Source organism: Streptomyces sp. NPDC127190 (assembly GCF_042672505.1).
GTDB lineage: Bacteria > Actinomycetota > Actinomycetes > Streptomycetales > Streptomycetaceae > Streptomyces.
Genome location: NZ_JBHXVE010000026.1, coordinates 1 through 16,852, shown reverse-complemented (window position 1 = coordinate 16,852; position 16,852 = coordinate 1). Strand labels below are relative to the sequence as shown.

The window sequence follows — 16,852 nt, the reverse complement described above, 5'->3', positions numbered from 1 at the left end:
AGCGTCCGCTGCATGAACAGCGGTACGGACAACGGCACGGAGCGCAGACCCGCCACGCAGGGCGCCGGGATCACCGTGCAGCGGGCGCTGGAGCTGCCCGGGCTGCGCAGTGGGCTGCCGGAGATCGTGGCGGGCGCCGACCGGCTGGGCCGTACCGTGCGCTGGGTGCACGCGGGCGAGGTGCCGAACATCGCCTCGCTGCTCAAGGGCGGCGAGCTGCTGCTCACCACGGGCTACGGTCTCGGCACCCGCCCGGCCGAGCAGCGGGCGTTCGTGCGCACGCTGGCCGAGCGCGGGATCGCCGCCCTGGTGGTGGAGCTGGGCCCGCGCTTCACCCGGCTGCCGGCCGCGCTGGTGGACACCGCGCGGGCGGCCGGTCTGCCGCTGGTCCAGCTGCATCGCGAGGTGCCGTTCGTGGCGGTGACCGAGGAGATCCACACCGAGATCGTCAACGGCCACTACGCCCTGCTCCAGCGGGCGGAGGAGGTGCACCGGCGCTGTACCGAGGCGCTGCTGGGCGGTGGCGGCGTGCCGCAGGTGCTGGCCATCCTGGCCGGTTTCGGCGGCAACCCGGTGTTCCTGGAGACGCCCGACGGCCGGCTGCTGTACGCGGCCGGGGAGGGGCCCGAGGGCGCGGATCCGCTCCAGGTGTGGGAGGGGCTGCGCGGGCCGCACAAGGACGCGCCGCCGCCCGCCGGTTCGGTACTGGTGGACGTGCCCGGCGGCGGCCCCGGTACGGCGGGCTCGGTACGGGCCCGGCTGGTGATGCTGCCGGTCCGCTCCCCGCTGGCGCCGGTGCACCGGATCGCCGCCGAGCGGGCCGCGGGGATTCTGGCCGTGGTGCTGATGCAGGCCCGGCAGGAGGAGGAGCTGGCGGCGCGCGGGCGCGGTGACTTCCTCACCGATCTCGCCGAGGGCCGGATCACCGCGGAGGACGCCCCCGCGCAGGCCCGGGTGCTCGGCTTCAAGCCCGGCGGCAGTCCGCTGCTGCCCGTGGTCATGCGGGTCGGCGATCCGCTGTCCCCCGGCGGGGGCTGGGCGGTGCTGGCCCGGGCGGTCTCCGAGGAGCTGGCCACGGTGGGCGTGCCGGTGCTGCTGGGGGTGCGGCCGGTGGAGGGCCGGGTGCTGGTGCTGCTCGGGCTGCGCTCGGAGCCGGAGCGGCCGGCGGTGGCCGACCGGGTGGCGGCGGCGCTGCGGGCGGGCGTGGAGCGGGCCGGCATGCAGCGGCCGGGCGCGCCGCCGCCGGTCGTGGTGGTCGGGGTGGCGGGCGGCTGGGCGGCCGCCTCGGCCGGGCTGCGGCACGCGGCGGAAACGGCGACGGCGGCCCAGGGCCTGACCGACCGGCCCTGGTACGACGCCCGGCGCCTCGACATCGACCTGTTGCTGTGGCGGCTGCGCGACCACCCGGACCTGGCCGCCTTCGTGGACCGGGCGATCGGTCCGCTGCGCGACCACGACCACCGGTCCAAGCCGCCGCTGCTGCCGACCCTGGAGACCTATCTGGCGCACGCGGGCCGCAAGGCGGAGACGGCCCGCGAACTCCATCTCAACCGGCAGACCCTCTACAACCGCCTCGCCCGTATCGGTGAGTTGCTGGGCACCGACCTGGACGACCCGCAGACGGTCCTGGCCCTGAGCCTCGCCCTGCGCGCCCGCCGCCACGTGCCGTGAGAGGCCGTCAGGCGAGCGGCCAGGGCCGCGTCAACTCGTCGTAGACACTGAGCACTTGGGCGACCGTCTCGTCCTCGGTGGGCCAGGTGGCGGCCTGCCGTACGCCCCGCGCCCGGAGCAGTTCCCGGCGCGCCGGATCGGCGAGCAGGCGTACGACGGTGGCGGCGAGCGCGTCCGCGTCGCCGTACGGGACGAGTTCGGCGGCGTCGCCGACCAGGTCCGGTATGCCGCCGACCCGGGTGGCGACGAGCGGCACGCGCGCGTGGAGCGCCTCCTGGGCCAGCACCGACCGTGACTCCCAACTGCTGGTCAGCAGCGCCAGGTCGGCGGCGGCGAGCAGCTCGGGCACGTCCTCGCGACGGCCGACGAGCCGTACCGGAAGCTCCTCCTCCTCGATGCGCCGTTGCAGCGCGGGGCGCAGCGGCCCCTCCCCCGCGACGACGACCAGCGGCACCGGGTCCAGGCCGCGCCAGGCACGGGCCGCGTCGAGCAGGACGTCGTAGCCGCGATGCCGGTCGAGGGAGCCGACCGCGATCAGCAACGGGCGTTCGCCCGCGCCGAGTTCGGCGCGCACCTTGGGCCGCAGCCGGTCGGGGTCGTCATGGGTGACGGGCCGGCGCTGTCCGGGCAGGCCGACGGCGGCGAGCCGGGCGTCCCGCGCCCCGGTGCGCCGGGCCCGGTCCACCAGGTCGGAGCTGGTGCCGAGGACCACGGCCGCCGTCTTCGCCACCCGGCGCTCCAGCAGCCGCAGCAGATGCGCCCGCGCGCCCTCCGCCTCCGCCCGGTTGTGCCAGGTCACCACCAGCGGGGTGGCGCGCCGGCTGAGCGCGAGCACGGCGCGAAAGGAGGCGTGCAGCCCGTGGGCGTGCACCAGGTCGGCGTCCGCGCAGGCCGCCCGGAGCGCGGCCACGGAGGCGGGGTCGCTGCTGCGCGGCACATGCACATGGGCGGCGCCGGTCCCGGTGAAGTCGTAGCGGCGGTCGGCCTCGACGGGGGCGCACACCGTCACCCGCACGCCCCTCGCCACCAGCCCCTCGGCCAGCGAGCGCACATGCGCGCTGCTGCCGGCGTTGCCTCCGCCGAGCACCTGCACGGTGCGCAGCGGCGACTGGCCGTGCGGTGCGTTGCTGCTCAGCGGGGTCACGGGGCCGGGCTCCTGGTTCGGGGGCTCGCGGGGACACGAGGAAACGTACAGAAGGTAGCGGGCTCACGGAGGCGGAAGGGCACAGCCCGCGCGCCTCCCGCGCGGTCGGTTCGCACCCGTCGCCCGTCCGGCGTGCTGCCTCAAGCATGCCAGGGCGTACGGCTGTTCCGGGAAACCCGCGAGGGCGCACTCTGCGGCGGCCCGGGGCAATGCGCCGGAGCACGTCACCCACACGAGTGAGAGAAACCCTGCCACGACGGAACGCGCGACGACCGCGTCCCCCCAGGTCGGAGCCCTGGGCGCGGCCCCCCGGACCGGATCCGGCGGGGCGCGCGAACGGCGGCCCGGCCGAACGCCGGAAGCGGCACCCGAACAGCCCGGCGGCCGACCGCCCGCGGTGGCACACGAACAGCGAGGCGGCCCCCGGTCAGCGGCGGCGCACGCCGGGGACCGACCGCGCACGCCGGGGGGCGCACAACGAAGAAAGGCGCGCACGAACAACCGCACGCGCCGGTACGACACCACGCACTACCCCGGCGACACCAGCACGTGTGGCCGACCGGCACCGGGCGCGGCCGCCCCGCATCCCCCCGGCGCACCTGCCCCCGGCGCGACACCAGCAGGTGTGATCGACCGGCGCCGGGTGCGGGTGGCCCGCAAGGCGCTACACGGCCGCCCCGCACCACACCGAGCGCATCCCCCGGCACCCGTGCCCCCGGCGGGACACCCGGCACCCGTGCCCCCGGCGGGAAGCCGAACGCACGCGCCGGGCGCCGGTGTCGCCCGGCACCGGACGAAGCGGCTCTGCTCTGCCCCGCTCCCGCCTACGCGTCCGCGCGGGCCGTTGCCAGCAACTCCTCCGCGTGGGCGCGGGCCGTCTCGGAGTCCTCCTGGCCGGCCAGCATCCGGGACAGTTCGCGGACCCGTTCCTCGCCCTCCAGGACCTTCACCCCGGACCGGGTGACCGACCCGTCGTTGGTCTTCTCCACCAGCAGCTGTCGGTCGGCGAACGCGGCGACCTGCGGCAGATGGGTGACGACCACGACCTGCGCGGTCTTGGCGAGTTTCGCCAGCCGCCGGCCGATCTCGACGGCCGCCTTGCCGCCGACGCCGGCGTCGACCTCGTCGAAGAGGTACGTCGGCACGGGATCGGTGCCCGCGAAGACGACCTCCACGGCCAGCATCACCCGGGACAGCTCACCGCCGGACGCGCCCTTGGCGATGGGCCGCGGCGGGGCTCCGGGATGCGGGGCGAGCAGCAGCTCGACCTCGTCCACGCCGGACGGCCCGTAGCCGACCGTGCGTCCGCCGACCTCGACGCCCTCCGGATCCTCGGTCTGCCGGATGTCGAAGGACACGCGCGCGTGCGGCATCGCGAGCGAGGCCAGCTCGGCCGTCACCGCGGCGGCGAACCGCTCGGCGGCCTCGGTCCGCGCGTCGGTCAGCGCCTGGGCGAGCCCGCCCAGTTCGGTGCGCAGCGCGTCCCGCTCGGCGGTCAGCTCGGCGATCCGCTCGTCGTCGCCGTCCAGCTCGGTGAGCCGGGCGGCGCTCCGCTCGGCCCAGGCCAGGACGGCAGCGACGTCCTCGCCGTACTTGCGGGTGAGCGCGGTGAGAGCGGCCCGCCGCTCCTCCACGGCCGCGAGCCGGCGCGGATCGGCGTCGAGGTCGTCGGCGTACCCGGCCAGCTCGCCCGCGACATCGCCGAGCAGGATCCCGATCTCGCCGATCCGGTCGGCCAGGGAGGCCAGCGCCGGGTCGTGGGACCGTACGGCCTCCAGGGCCCGGTGGGCGCCCGCGACCAGCGTCGTGGCGTCGATCCCCTCGGGGTCCTCCGGATCGCCCGCGAGAGCGGCGTGTGCGGCGGTCGCGGCGGACGCCAGCGCCTCGGCGTGCCCGAGCCGCTCCGCCTCCTCTGCCAGCTCCACGTCCTCCCCGGCGCGCGGCTCCACGGCGGCGATCTCGTCCAGCCCGTACCGCAGCATGTCGGCTTCCTGCGCCCGCTCACGCGCGCGCGTGGTGATCTCCTCCAGCTCGGCGGAGACGGCCCGCAGCCGCTTGTAGGCCTCGGCGTACTTGGCGAGCGGCACGGCGACCGCGTCGCCCGCGTACCGGTCCAGCGCCTGCCGCTGCCGGGACAGCTTCAGCAGCCCCTGCTGGTCGGTCTGCCCGTGCACGGCCACCAGCTCGTCGGCCAGCTCGGCGAGCATGCCCACCGGCACGCTGCGCCCGCCCAGGTGCGCCCGGGACCGTCCCTCGGCGGAAACGGTACGGCTGATCAGCAGGGCGCCGTCGTCCAGCTCGGCCCCCGCCTCCTCGGCGCGTACGGCGACGGAGGCGTCCGCGGACACCGTGATCCGCCCCTCCACGACCGCCTTCTCGGCCCCGATCCGCACGAGCGCGGGGTCCGCCCGGCCCCCGAGCAGCAGTCCCAGGCTGGTGACCACCATGGTCTTGCCCGCACCCGTCTCACCGGTGACCGCGGTGAACCCCGGCGACAGCTCGACGACGGCATCGTCGATGACCCCGAGCGACCGTATCCGCATCTCCTCCAACACGGATAAGACCTTACGAGGTCGGGGGACGGGAGTGTGACCGACCCCGCCCCGCTTGTGTGAAGGTCCAGGTGACGCACGTCGATGCGGCGCGCGCTGTCACCCGGGCGAGTGCAGTGCGGTCGGCGCGGTGCGGCTAGTGCAGCCCCTTGAGCAGGGCCACGCCGTCGGGCACCCCCATGCCGGTGACGGCGTCGTACCCCGTCCTCACCGGGTAGCCCACCGCGGGCGGGTGGGAGCCGTTGTCATGGCCGACCGCGATGTCGCGGCAGGCCACCTCGCCGAGCGGGCGGCCGTTGCTGCCGGTGTCGTAGAGCAGCGGGGTGAGGAAGCGCTGGCGCTTGTCCGGGGGCAGCAGCGCGTTGATCCGGGCGATCAGGGCGCCCCACAGCGGGGCGGAGGCGCTGGTGCCGCCGTTGGGCGCAGGCTGGCCGAGCAGGATCAGGTCGTAGAACGGCGGGCCCGCGAGCGCCGCGACGTCCGGCACGGCCCGCCCGCGGATGCTGCCCGGGTTCAGGGAGTCGATGGTGATGCTCTGCTGGTAGGCCGGGCGGTCGAACTTGCTGGAGACCCCGCCGCCGGTGGCGCCGCCGCCGTGCGGGGTGCGGTGACCGGGCGGCTGCCACCAGGCGACCTCCTGCTGGGAGGGGTCGGCCATGGTGCCGCCGACGGCCAGCGTGAAGGGGCTGCTGCTGGGGAAGTCGACGTGGGCGCGGCCGTCCGGGATCTGGTCGCCCGAACCGTCGTCACCGGAGGCCACGCAGACCGTGATGCCGGCGTTCGCCGCGCCCTCCAGGCGCTTGTTGATCTCCCGGAGCGCGGTGGGCGACCAGCCGTGATCGTCCTCGCTCAGGCCCCAGCTGATCGGCACGCTCACCGGCCTGTCCGCGAGGACCTGGTCGAGCAGTTCGACCCAGCCGCGCTGGTCGAAGGTGGCGAAGTAGACGGAGATCTCCGCCGCCGGACACAGCCCGGCGACGATCTGCACGTCCATCATCACCTCGCCCGCGGCCTCGAACGCGAACTGCTGCTCCATGGGCGGCAACTGCCGAAGTTGCTGCAACGACCGGGGCGGGTCGAGGTTCAGGGGCACCACCTCGGCGCGCGGCACCGGCCGGTTGTGCGCCTCGCAGAAGGCACGCAGGTCGTCCTCGAAGTAGCAGCCGCCGAACTCGGCGATGCCGACCTTCTGGCCCTCCCCGTCGCCCGCCGGGAAGTTGTACAGCCGTTCCAGGTCGTCCGGCGTCATCGCCCCCTGGAAGCCGTGGCCCTGGACGGACTTGCGCCGCGCCATCTGCCGCTGGTCGAGCCCGAAGACACCGGTCACGATGCCTTCCAGTTCGGCGGGGATGTGCAGCTCGCCCTCGCGGCCGCGGAACTCGCCCTGGGTGGGGCTGTGGTAGATGCCGAGGTCGGCCTTGAAGGCGGCGTTCATCGCGGACACCGGACCGCTGACCACGACGCTGCCCGGTCCGAGCCGGACCTGGTCGACCGAGAGGCCGTAGCGTTCGAGCACGGACTGGGTCTTCTCGGCGTCCTGGCGCCGCTCGTCAGGGATCTGGTCGGTGGGGGCCACCTTGCCGCGCAGGGTGAGGGTGACTTCCACGGGGTGCTGCGGGTCAGCGTCCCGCAGCCGGGTGGCGTCGGCCTTGGCAGGGCGGGTGCTGCCCGCCAAGGCCACGTGTTGTTCGTTCATCGTCGTCTCCTCGGAGCCGGCCTGCCGCACAGCCGGGACCGACCGGCTCGGGTCGGAAGTGGGCTACTCGGCGAGGTATATCCGGACATTGCCGGAAAAATATGCCTGGCAGACTCCGGCCACCCGGACAGGGCACGCCCTGCCCGGGATGGAGTACGGACGACGGCCGTCGGCGACGGCTCAGTGCGGCGCTCCCCGCCAGCCCGTGGTCGGCAGCGCGAACTTCGCCACCAGCCGGTCGGTGAAGGAGGAGTGGTGCAGCCGGGCGAGCCGCACCGGCACCGCCCCCCGCCGCACCTCCACCCGCGCCCCCGGCGGCAGCTCGACCGTGCGCCGCCCGTCGCACCACAGCACGCCGGGCGGGATGTGCGGCAGCACCTCCACCGCGAGCACCGAGTCCGGGGAGGTGACCAGCGGCTTGGCGAACAGGGCGTGCGCGCTGATCGGCACCATCAGCAGCGCCTCCACCTCGGGCCACACCACGGGCCCGCCCGCGGAGAAGGCGTAGGCCGTGGACCCGGTCGGCGTGGACAGCACCACACCGTCGCAGCCGAAGCCGGTCACCGGCCGCCCGTCGATCTCCAGCACGACTTCCAGCAGCTTCTCGGCGCCCGCCTTCTGCACGGCGGCCTCGTTCAGCGCCCAGTCGGTGTGCACGATGTCCCCGTTGCGGTGCACGACGACATCGACGGTCATCCGCTCCTCGACCTCGTAGGAGCGGGCGACCACCCGGTCGACCACCCGGTCGAGGTCGTCGCGTTCGGCCTCCGCGAGGAAGCCGACCCGCCCGAGGTTGACGCCGAGCATCGGCACCCCGGAGGCCCGCGCGAACTCGGCGCCGCGCAGCAGCGTGCCGTCGCCGCCGAGCACGATCAGCAGCTCGCACCCGTCCAGGCTCTGCGGGGTCGCCTCCTTGACGAGGTCCACCTCGTCCGGCAGCGGCAGATCCCGCGCCTCCTCCTCCAGCACCCGCACCCCGATGCCGTGCCGCAGCAGGCCCTTGACGACGAGTTCCGCGCTGCGGATCGCCGCGGGCCGCCCGGTGTGGGCCAGCAGGAAGACAGTACGTGCCAGGTTCTGTGTCAACGCGGCCCCTCCGCCACTGCACGCTCGACGTCGGCCGGGTCCACCTCGGGTGCCCCCGCCCGCAACCAGAGAAAGTACTCGACGTTCCCCGAGGGGCCCGGCAGCGGGCTCGCGGTGACTCCCTGCACCCCGAGCCCCAGCTCCCAGGCCTTCTCGGCCACTCCCCGCACGGCCTCCGCCCGCAGCTGCGGACTCCGTACGACACCTCCGCTGCCCAGCCGCTCCTTCCCCACCTCGAACTGCGGCTTGACCATCATCACCAGGTCGGCGTCCGGCTTCACACACCGCTTCAGGGCGGGCAGCACCAGCCCGAGCGGGATGAAGGACAGATCACCCACGACAAGATCCACAGGTTCTCCGTCGATCGCCTCCAGCGTCAACTCGCGTACGTTCGTACGGTCCTTGACGGTGACGCGTTCATCGTTCTGGAGCGACCAGGCGAGCTGTCCGTATCCGACGTCCACGGCGACGACATGCGCGGCGCCCGCGCGCAGCAGCACATCGGTGAAGCCGCCGGTGGACGCGCCGGCGTCCAGCGCACGCCGGCCCTTCACCACGAGCCCCTGCGGCACGAAGGCCTCGAGCGCCCCGGCGAGCTTGTGCCCGCCCCGGGAGACGTAGTCGGGATCGCTGTCGTCGGACCGCACCACGATCGCGGCGGCGGTCTCCACCTGTGTGGCCGGCTTGGTCGCCACGGTCCTGCCGACGGTGACCCGCCCGGCGGCGATCAGCTGGCTGGCATGCTCACGCGAGCGCGCGAGCTTCCGGCGGACCAGCTCCGCGTCCAGACGGCGACGTGCGACTCCTGCCACGGTGGGTTCAGCTCCTGTGTTGGTACGACGGTGACGGGACCGGGGGTCCCTGGCGGGCGTCGAGCGCGTCGAGCGCGTCGCGCAGCCCCTGGTGTACATCCTCGTACACCTCGAGGTGTCCGTCGGTGGCGAGGTGGTCGGCGTCGGCCAGCCGCTCCAGCCGGGCGTCGATCCGGGCGTCGCCGGTGGGGGTGCGCGGGACGTTCAGGGGGGCGGGCGCGGCGGGTTCGTACGCCTCTTCCGCCCCCTCCTCCGCCTCCGCCGGATACTCCGTCTGCGGAACCGAGTCGCTCATGCCCAGACGCTACCCCGAACCGCTGGGGTACGGTCGGTGGCGATGGCCACGATCGAGGAGTGCCGCGCCGCACTGGGAAAGCTTTCGGACAACATGCAGGGGGCCGAGGGCGAGGTCCGCGCGGCCGCCGCCCTGGACCGCACGGTGAGCTGCCACATCACCGACCTGGACGTCACCTTCGCCGGCCGCATGACGGGCGGCCGGATCGAGGTGGACGAGACCCTGCCCGGTCCGCCGCGCGAGCGGGCGCAGATCAGGCTCGTCCTGGCCGGCGACGACCTGGTGGCCCTGGTGGACGGGGAGCTGAACTTCGCGACCGCCTGGGGCAGGGGCCGGGTGCGGCTGGAGGCGAGCCTGCTGGATCTGTTCCGGCTCAGGAAGCTGCTGTGACGCGCTCCGCGCGCGCCCTGCGGGCCGCCGGCACGATCAGCGGGGTGCCGGTCTCCGGATCGTCGATGACCTGACAGCGCAGTCCGAAGACCTCCTCCACCAGCTCGGCGGTGACGATGTCGTTCGGGGCGCCCTCGGCGATCACCCTGCCGCCGCGCAGGGCGATGAGGTGGGTGGCGTAGCGGGCGGCGTGGTTCAGGTCGTGCAGCACCGCCACCAGCGTCCGCCCCTGGGTCTCGTGCAGCTCCGCGCACAGGTCGAGGACGTCGATCTGGTGCTGGATGTCGAGATAGGTGGTCGGCTCGTCCAGGAGCAGCAGCGGGGTCTGCTGGGCGAGCGCCATGGCGATCCACACCCGCTGCCGCTGGCCGCCGGACAGCTCGTCCACGTACCGGTCGGCCAGCTCGGCGACGCCGGTCTGCGCCATCGACTCCTGGACCACCCGCTCGTCCTCGGCGGACCACTGGCGCAGCAGCCCCTGGTGCGGGTAGCGGCCCCGGCCGACGAGATCGGCGACCGTGATGCCGTCGGGCGCGATGGACGACTGCGGGAGCAGCCCGAGCGTGCGCGCGACCTTCTTCGCCGGCATCGACTGGATGGCCTGCCCGTCGAGCAGCACCCGGCCGTGGCTGGGCCTGAGCATCCGGGACAGCGCCCGCAGCAGCGTCGACTTGCCGCAGGCGTTCGGGCCGACGATCACCGTGAAGGACTGGTCCGGGATCTCCACCGAGAGCTGTTCGGCGATGACGCGCTGGTCGTAGGCGAGGGTGACGTTCTCGGCGGACAGCCGGTTCACAGTGCTCCTTGGGGTGTTCGAGGGGGTGCCGCTCATATCCGGCCCGCCCGGCGCTCGGTGACCAGCAGCCACAGCAGATAGGCGCCGCCGACGACGCCGGTGACCACGCCGACCGGCAGCTGGTCGGCGCCGAAGGCCAGCTGCGAGGCCCAGTCGGCTCCGACCAGCAGGGCGCCGCCCATGCAGAGCGAGGGCACCAGATTGGGTCCCGGGGAGCGGGTCAGCCGGCGGGCGAGCTGGGGCGCGGTGAGCGCGACGAAGCTGACCGGGCCGGCGGCGGCGGTGGCGGCCGCGGTGAGCAGGACGGCGCAGACCAGCAGCACCATCCGGACCCGCTGCACCCGCACCCCGAGGGCGCTGGAGACGTCGTCGCCCATCTCCATCATCCGCAGGCCGCGCGCGTGGGCGAGGACCAGCGGGAGGAGGACCGCGCACAGCGCGAGCAGCGGCCACACCTGGGTCCAGTCACGGCCGGCCAGCGAGCCGGTCATCCACACGATGGCCCGGGCCGCGTCCATCAGGTCGGCCTTGGTCAGCAGATAGCCGTTGACCGCGGTGACGATCGCGGAGACACCGATGCCGACCAGGACCAGCCGATAGCCGTGCACTCCGCGCTTCCAGGCGAGCAGATAGATCGCGAGCCCGGTCACCAGACCGCCGGCCAGCGCGCCCAGGGTGACCTCGGTGGCGCTGCCGGACATCAGCACGATCACCACCAGCGCGCCGGCCGTCGAACCCTGGGAGAGACCGAGCACGTCCGGACTGCCCAGCGGATTGCGCGAGACGGCCTGGAACAGCGCCCCGCCGAGCCCGAGCGAGGCACCGACCAGCAGGCCGACCAGCACCCGCGGCAGCCGCAGCTCGTTGACGATGAAGTCCTGGTACGCGGTGCCGTTCCCGGCGAGGGTGCGCAGGACGTCGCCCGCGGGGATCTGCGCGTCGCCGGTGCCGATCAGCGCGACCCCGGCGGCGCCCGCGGCAACCAGCAGCAGGACGACGACGGTCAGGGCCCGCAGGTCCAGGCGCACGGAGAACCCGCCGGGGGTGCGCACCGCCCGGTGCGGGGAGCGGGTCTTCACAGCTGGGCCGTCCTTCGCCGTCGTACGAGAAAGATGAAGACCGGACCGCCGATCAGGGCGGTGACGATGCCGACCTGCAACTCGGCGGGGCGGGCCACGACCCGGCCGATGACATCGGCGCCGAGCAGCAGCACGGGCGACAGGACGGTGGCGTACGGCAGGATCCAGCGCAGGTCGGGGCCGGTGAAGGAGCGCACCGCGTGCGGCACCATCAGGCCGACGAAGGCGATCGGACCGCAGGCGGCGGTGGCCGCCCCGCACAGCAGTACGGCGGCCAGCATGGCCAGGGCGCGGGTGCGGCCGAGGCCGGCGCCGAGCGCGCGGGCGGTGTCGTCGCCCATCTCGACCGCGTTGAGCGGACGGGCCAGGGCCAGCGCGAGGACCGTGCCGACCGCGAGGAACGGCAGCACCTGCACGATGGTGGCGTCGGAGGCCGAGGCCAGCGAACCCACCGTCCAGAAGCGCATCCTGGCGAGCGCGGCGTCGTCCAGGATCATCGCCGCCTGGAGATAGCCGTACAGGGCCGTGCTGATCGCCGTACCCGCCAGGGCGAGCCGTACCGGGGTGGCGCCCCGGCTGCCGCCGAGGAACCACACCAGCGCGCCGACCACCGCCGCGCCGAGGAAGGCGAACCACACATACCCGGTGAGGCTGGTGACGCCGAAGTAGGTGATGGCCGTGACGACGGCCGCCGAGGCGCCCGCGTTGATGCCCAGCAGCCCGGGGTCGGCCAGCGGATTGCGGGTGAGCGCCTGGAGCACCGCGCCCGCGAGACCGAGCGCGGCACCGGCGAGCAGCCCGAGGACCGTACGGGAGAGCCGCTCGTCCACGACGACGTCACCGTAGGTCCCCGTGTCCTGGAACAGGCCGTGCCAGACCTGGTCCGGCGACAGGGCTTTCGCACCGATCGCGATGCTCGCCAGGGCCACGAGCAGCAGGACCACCACGGAGAGCAGGAGCCCAAGGGCCCGTGCGGCTCGGCGGGTTGGGGGCGCGGCTGCGGTCTCCGCGCGCGGTTCCGGAGGACTGTCGACCAACACGAGGTTAGGTTAGCCTACCCTCGCTACGATCTCGATCCCCGGTTCCCGTCAGAGCCCCAGCCGCGCCAGCGCCTTCCCCGCGTCCAGCGCACACGAGCCGTCCCCGGCCGCCGTCCAGGCCGCCGCACACAGCGCCCGCAGCCCGTCCAGCGCCTCGCCGTCGCCGTCCAGCTCCAGCCGGCCGGCCCGCGCCGTCGCCGTGAACCCGCCGCAGCGGAAACCGTCGCCCTCGGCATCGACCACCGGCTGCCCGGTGAGCAGCCCGCGCAGATCGGCGTCCACATACGTCGGCCGGTGCTGCGGCGGCGCCGCGAGCAGCAGGGCGCCGTCGGTGACACCGGTCAGCACCAGCAGCGAGTCCACCTCGCCGTTGAACGCGCCCTCGATGTCCGTGTCCAGCCGGTCCCCCACCACCAGCGGGCGCCGCGCACCGGTCCGGATGACGGTCTCCCGGTGCATCGGCGGCAGCGGCTTGCCCGCCACCTGCGGCTCCCTGCCCGTCGCGATCCGTACGACCTCCACCGCCGCACCGTTGCCCGGCGCGATCCCGCGCCCGCTCGGAATCGTCAGGTCGGTGTTGGACGCGAACCACGGCACCCCGCGCGCGACCGCGTACGACGCCTCCGCGAACCGGCCCCAGGTCAGCTCCGGACCGCCGTACCCCTGCACGACCGCCGCCGGGTCGTCGTCCGCCGAGTCCACCGGGACCAGGCCCCGCTCGCGCAGCGCCACCCGCAGCCCCTCACCACCGATCACCAGCACCCGCGCCCCCGCCGGCACCTGCTCGGCGATCAGCCGGGCGACGGCCTGCGCGGAGGTGATCACGTCGTCCGCCCCCGTCGGTATGCCCAGCTCCGTCAGGTGCTCGGCCACGGTGTCCGGCGTGCGCAGCGCGTTGTTGGTCACATAGGCCAGGTGCATGCCGCCCGACCGGGCCGCCGCCAGCGAGTCGACCGCGTGCGCGATCGCCTCCCCGCCCGCGTACACCACCCCGTCCAGGTCCAGCAGCGCCGTGTCGTACGCCTCGCTCAGGGGCCGCTCGCTGCCCGCGGGCCGTGTCCTCGCACCCTGGCTCATATCCGCATCGCTCCTCGCACTCGCTTTTCCATCCGATCATCCCGCATGCCACTGACACACGTACGATGCCGGGATGAACACTGCAGGTCACTCGGAAGCAACGGCGCGCCGAGGCCTGGAACTCACCCCGTTCCGAGGCCTTCGCTACGACCCCGACCGGGTCGGCAGCCTCGCCTCCGTCACCTCACCGCCGTACGACGTCGTGGTACGGCCCGACGGGGTGCACCACCTTCAGTCGGCCGACCCGCACAACATCGTCCGGCTCATCCTGCCCCAGGCCGGTACCCCGAGTGCCCGCACCGAGCAGGCGGCCGACACCCTGCGCCGCTGGCTGGACGAGGGCATCCTCACCGCGGACGCGGAGCCCGGCCTGTACGTCTACGAGCAGCGCGACGGCAACGGCATGCTCCAGCGCGGCGTCATCGGCACCCTGCGGATCTCCGCCCCCGACGAGGGCCTGGTGCTGCCGCACGAGGACGTCATGCCGCCGGTGGTCGCCGACCGCGCGGCCCTGATGCGCGCCACGCGCGCGAACCTGGAGCCGCTGCTGCTGTCCTACCGCGGCGACGGCACGGCCGCCGAGGTCGTCGACCGCACCGTGCAGCGCCCGCCGCTGCTCGCCACGACCACCGAGGACGGCTTCCACCACGCCCTGTGGTCGGTCACCGACCCCGCCGACCTGGCCCGCATCCAGTCCGACCTGGCCCAGCGCCAGGCGCTGATCGCCGACGGCCACCACCGCTGGGCCACCTATCTGCGGCTGCGCGCCGAGCACCCCTCCCCCAGCCCCTGGGACTACGGCCTGGTCCTGCTGGTCGACACCGCCCGCTACCCGCTGCGCGTCCGCGCCATCCACCGTCTGCTGCACGGCCTGCCGATCGCGGACGCCCTGGCGGCGGTCGACGGCCTGTTCCGTGTACGACGCCTCGCCGTACCTCTGCCCGAGGCCCTGGAGGCGCTCGCGGACGCCTCCTGCGCCGGCAACGCCTTCCTGCTGGCCGGTGACGGCGCCTTCCATCTGCTCGACGATCCGGACCCCGAGCTGCTGGCCCGCACGATCCCGGCCGACCGCCCGGCCGCCTGGCGCTCCCTGGACGCCACCGTCCTGCACTCCACGCTGCTGGAGCACGTCTGGGGCATCCCCGAGGACTCACCCGCGCACATCGCCTACATACACGACACCGCCGCCACGGTCCGCAAGGCGGAACGCGACGGCGGTACGGCCGTGCTCATGCACCCGGTCCGCGAGGACGTGGTGCGCGAACTGGCCCAGCAGGGCGTGACCATGCCCGGCAAGTCGACGTCGTTCGGCCCCAAGCCGGCCACCGGACTGGTCCTGCGCGCCCTCGACATCTGAAGCCCCCTCAACGCAGAAGAGGGCAGGTCCCCCAGGGGACCTGCCCTCTTCTCACAGACTGCCCAGGCCGTCCGGCCCGCCGTCAGTCCTGCTGACCCTCGGGGCCCTCAGCGGGCTGCGCGGCCTCGTCCTTCGCCTCGCTCTCGCTCTCGCCCTCGGTCTCGACCTCGCTCTCGTCCAGCGCGTCGACGAACTCCACGCCGTCCAGCTCGGCGAGCCGGTCGGAAGCGTCCGTGCTGCCGTCCCGGTCGGCCTCCACGGCCTTGGCGAACCACTCGCGCGCCTCGTCCTGCCGGCCGACGGCGAGCAGGGCGTCGGCGTAGGCGTACCGCAGCCGCGCGGTCCAGGGCTGGACCGCGTTGGAGGCCAGCTCGGGGCTCTGCAGGGTGACGATGGCCGCGTCCAGCTGGCCCATGTCACGCCGGGCACCGGCCGCGACGAGCCGCATCTCCACCTGGCCGGCCTTGTCCAGCTTGTGCACCTCGGGGGCACCGGCCATGTCCAGCGCCTTCTCCGGCCGCCCGAGCCCACGCTCGCAGTCGGCCATCACCGGCCACAGCTCCACGGACCCGGTCATCCGGCGGGCGGCCCGGAACTCTGCCAGGGCCTCGGAGTACTTCTGGTTGGCGTACGCGGCGAAGCCGGCGGCCTCCCGTACGGCGGCCACCCGCGAGGCCAGCCGCAGGGCCACCCTGGAGTAGCCGTACGCGCCCTCGGGGTCCTCGTCGATGAGCCGGGCGACCATCACCAGGTTCTTGGCGACGTCTTCCGCGAGCGTCTTGGGCAGGCTCTGGAGCTCCTGCCGCACGTCCTTGTCGATCTCGTCGCCGGTGACGTCCTCCGGGATCGGCAGCCGCTTGATCGGCTCGCGGTCACGGTCCCTGTCGCGGTCCCGGTGGTCCCGCTGGTCGCGGAAGCGGCCGCCACCACCACCGCGGCGGTCGTCCCGCCGGTCGTCACGCCCGCGGAAGCCACCGGGCCGACCGCCACGGTCGTCCCTACGGCCGCCACCGCCGAAGCCACCACGGTCACCGCTGCGGTCACCACGGTCGCCGTAACCGCGGCGGTCGTCACGGCGGTCATCGCGCCGGTCGTCGCGCCGGTCGTCACGGCCGCGGAAGCCACCGCGGTCGTCACCACGGCGGTCGTCACGGCGGTCGAAGCCGCCGCGGTCGTCGCGTCGGTCGTCCCGTCGGTCGTCGCGGCGGAAGGCGGGGCGCTCACCGCGGTCGTCGCGGCGGAAGCCGCGGTCGCCACCGCGGTCGCCACCGCGCTCGTCACGGCCGCGGAAGCCACCGCGGTCGTCGCCCCGGCGGTCGTCACGGCGGTCGTCGCGCTGGAACGCCGGACGCGAACCCCGGTCGCCCTCACGGCCGCGGTAGCCACCACCGCGGCTGTCATCACGCCGGAAACCGCCCCGCTCACCACGGTCACGGTCATCACGACGGTCATCACGACGGTCGTCCCGGCGGTCATCGCGCCGGCCGAAGCCGCCGCGGTTGTCGTCACGCCGACCGTAGCCGCCACGGTCGTTGTCACGACGGTCGTTGTCACGGCGGAACCCGCCGCGGTCGCCACGGTCACCGCGGTCGCCGCGGTATCCACCACGGTCACCACTGTCCCGTCGCCGCTGGTCGCGCTCCGGTCGGTCGTCGGGAGAGTTGGTGGACATGGTGACTCCTGTCTTCGGTACCGCAAGCATTGTAAAAACAAAAGGACCCTTGGTCCCAGCTGAACGCTGGGACCAAGGGTCCTTCCAAAGATTGTTCGGCGGTGTCCTACTCTCCCACAGGGTCCCCCCTGCAGTACCATCGGCGCTGTGAGGCTTAGCTTCCGGGTTCGGAATGTAACCGGGCG

The 16,852-nt window shown here is 74.0% G+C and carries 15 protein-coding genes and 1 rRNA gene; 4 read left to right on the top strand and 12 right to left on the bottom strand.

The window, feature by feature from the left end; all coding sequences use genetic code 11:
- Positions 1-12: 12 nt before the first annotated feature.
- Positions 13-1,671, top strand: coding sequence for a PucR family transcriptional regulator (locus tag ACFVIU_RS30755; protein WP_385846503.1), 1,659 nt, complete (start codon positions 13-15; stop codon positions 1,669-1,671).
- Positions 1,672-1,678: 7 nt separating this feature from the next.
- Here ACFVIU_RS30755 and ACFVIU_RS30750 read toward each other — a convergent pair whose 3' ends face one another.
- The 6 genes from ACFVIU_RS30750 to ACFVIU_RS30725 all read right to left on the bottom strand — a co-directional run bounded on the left by ACFVIU_RS30750 (position 1,679) and on the right by ACFVIU_RS30725 (position 9,256).
- Positions 1,679-2,815 carry a glycosyltransferase family 4 protein gene (locus ACFVIU_RS30750; RefSeq protein WP_385846502.1) on the bottom strand — a complete coding sequence of 379 codons (1,137 nt, stop codon included), beginning with the start codon at positions 2,813-2,815 and terminating at the stop codon, positions 1,679-1,681.
- Positions 2,816-3,639: 824 nt separating this feature from the next.
- A complete protein-coding gene (gene recN / locus ACFVIU_RS30745; protein WP_385846605.1) occupies positions 3,640-5,358 on the bottom strand; it encodes a DNA repair protein RecN in 1,719 nt (572 codons plus the stop codon).
- 145 nt (positions 5,359-5,503) lie between these two features.
- The gene (locus tag ACFVIU_RS30740) at positions 5,504-7,063 is read right to left on the bottom strand and encodes a protease pro-enzyme activation domain-containing protein (RefSeq protein WP_385846501.1); all 1,560 of its coding nucleotides are present in this window, start codon (positions 7,061-7,063) and stop codon (positions 5,504-5,506) included.
- A 180-nt stretch (positions 7,064-7,243) separates the two neighbouring features.
- Positions 7,244-8,149 carry an NAD kinase gene (locus ACFVIU_RS30735; RefSeq protein WP_385846499.1) on the bottom strand — a complete coding sequence of 302 codons (906 nt, stop codon included), beginning with the start codon at positions 8,147-8,149 and terminating at the stop codon, positions 7,244-7,246.
- A complete protein-coding gene (locus ACFVIU_RS30730; RefSeq protein ID WP_385846498.1) occupies positions 8,146-8,961 on the bottom strand; it encodes a TlyA family RNA methyltransferase in 816 nt (271 codons plus the stop codon). The genes ACFVIU_RS30735 and ACFVIU_RS30730 overlap by 4 nt, the downstream gene beginning before the upstream one ends.
- Before the next feature lie 7 nt (positions 8,962-8,968).
- Positions 8,969-9,256, bottom strand: coding sequence for a hypothetical protein (locus tag ACFVIU_RS30725; protein WP_385846497.1), 288 nt, complete (start codon positions 9,254-9,256; stop codon positions 8,969-8,971).
- Between the two features lie 42 nt (positions 9,257-9,298).
- On the opposite strand from ACFVIU_RS30725, the gene ACFVIU_RS30720 reads away from it, so the two are divergent.
- The gene (locus ACFVIU_RS30720; RefSeq protein WP_385846496.1) at positions 9,299-9,646 is read left to right on the top strand and encodes a sterol-binding protein; all 348 of its coding nucleotides are present in this window, start codon (positions 9,299-9,301) and stop codon (positions 9,644-9,646) included.
- Here ACFVIU_RS30720 and ACFVIU_RS30715 read toward each other — a convergent pair.
- Genes ACFVIU_RS30715 through ACFVIU_RS30700 form a run of 4 tightly spaced genes read right to left on the bottom strand, consistent with a single transcriptional unit; the run spans position 9,630 to position 13,638 of the window.
- Positions 9,630-10,478, bottom strand: coding sequence for an ABC transporter ATP-binding protein (locus ACFVIU_RS30715; RefSeq protein WP_385846495.1), 849 nt, complete (start codon positions 10,476-10,478; stop codon positions 9,630-9,632). The genes ACFVIU_RS30720 and ACFVIU_RS30715 overlap by 17 nt on opposite strands.
- On the bottom strand, positions 10,475-11,521 hold the full coding sequence (locus tag ACFVIU_RS30710) for a FecCD family ABC transporter permease (protein ID WP_385846493.1): 1,047 nt from the start codon (positions 11,519-11,521) through the stop codon (positions 10,475-10,477). Before ACFVIU_RS30710 ends, ACFVIU_RS30715 begins: the two co-directional genes overlap by 4 nt.
- Positions 11,518-12,561, bottom strand: a complete 1,044-nt coding sequence (locus ACFVIU_RS30705) for a FecCD family ABC transporter permease (RefSeq protein ID WP_385846492.1) — start codon at positions 12,559-12,561, stop codon at positions 11,518-11,520. The genes ACFVIU_RS30710 and ACFVIU_RS30705 overlap by 4 nt, the downstream gene beginning before the upstream one ends.
- Positions 12,562-12,609: 48 nt before the next feature.
- Positions 12,610-13,638: an HAD hydrolase-like protein gene (locus ACFVIU_RS30700; protein WP_385846491.1), complete on the bottom strand. Its 1,029-nt coding sequence runs from the start codon at positions 13,636-13,638 to the stop codon at positions 12,610-12,612.
- 73 nt (positions 13,639-13,711) lie between these two features.
- Here ACFVIU_RS30700 and ACFVIU_RS30695 point away from each other — a divergent pair, with 73 nt between their 5' ends.
- Positions 13,712-14,995 (top strand): DUF1015 domain-containing protein, encoded by a 1,284-nt coding sequence (locus tag ACFVIU_RS30695; RefSeq protein ID WP_385846489.1) that lies wholly within the window; start codon positions 13,712-13,714, stop codon positions 14,993-14,995.
- A gap of 82 nt (positions 14,996-15,077) precedes the next feature.
- Here the strand turns inward: ACFVIU_RS30695 and ACFVIU_RS30690 are convergent, their stop codons facing one another.
- On the bottom strand, positions 15,078-15,848 hold the full coding sequence (locus ACFVIU_RS30690; protein ID WP_385846604.1) for a hypothetical protein: 771 nt from the start codon (positions 15,846-15,848) through the stop codon (positions 15,078-15,080).
- 42 nt (positions 15,849-15,890) lie between these two features.
- Between ACFVIU_RS30690 and ACFVIU_RS30685 the strand changes: the two genes are divergently transcribed.
- Entirely contained in the window at positions 15,891-16,730 is an 840-nt protein-coding gene (locus tag ACFVIU_RS30685; protein WP_385846611.1) for a hypothetical protein, read from the top strand.
- Positions 16,731-16,760: 30 nt separating this feature from the next.
- Here ACFVIU_RS30685 and rrf read toward each other — a convergent pair.
- Positions 16,761-16,852: ribosomal RNA gene (rrf, locus tag ACFVIU_RS30680) — 5S ribosomal RNA — on the bottom strand; the annotation flags it as partial.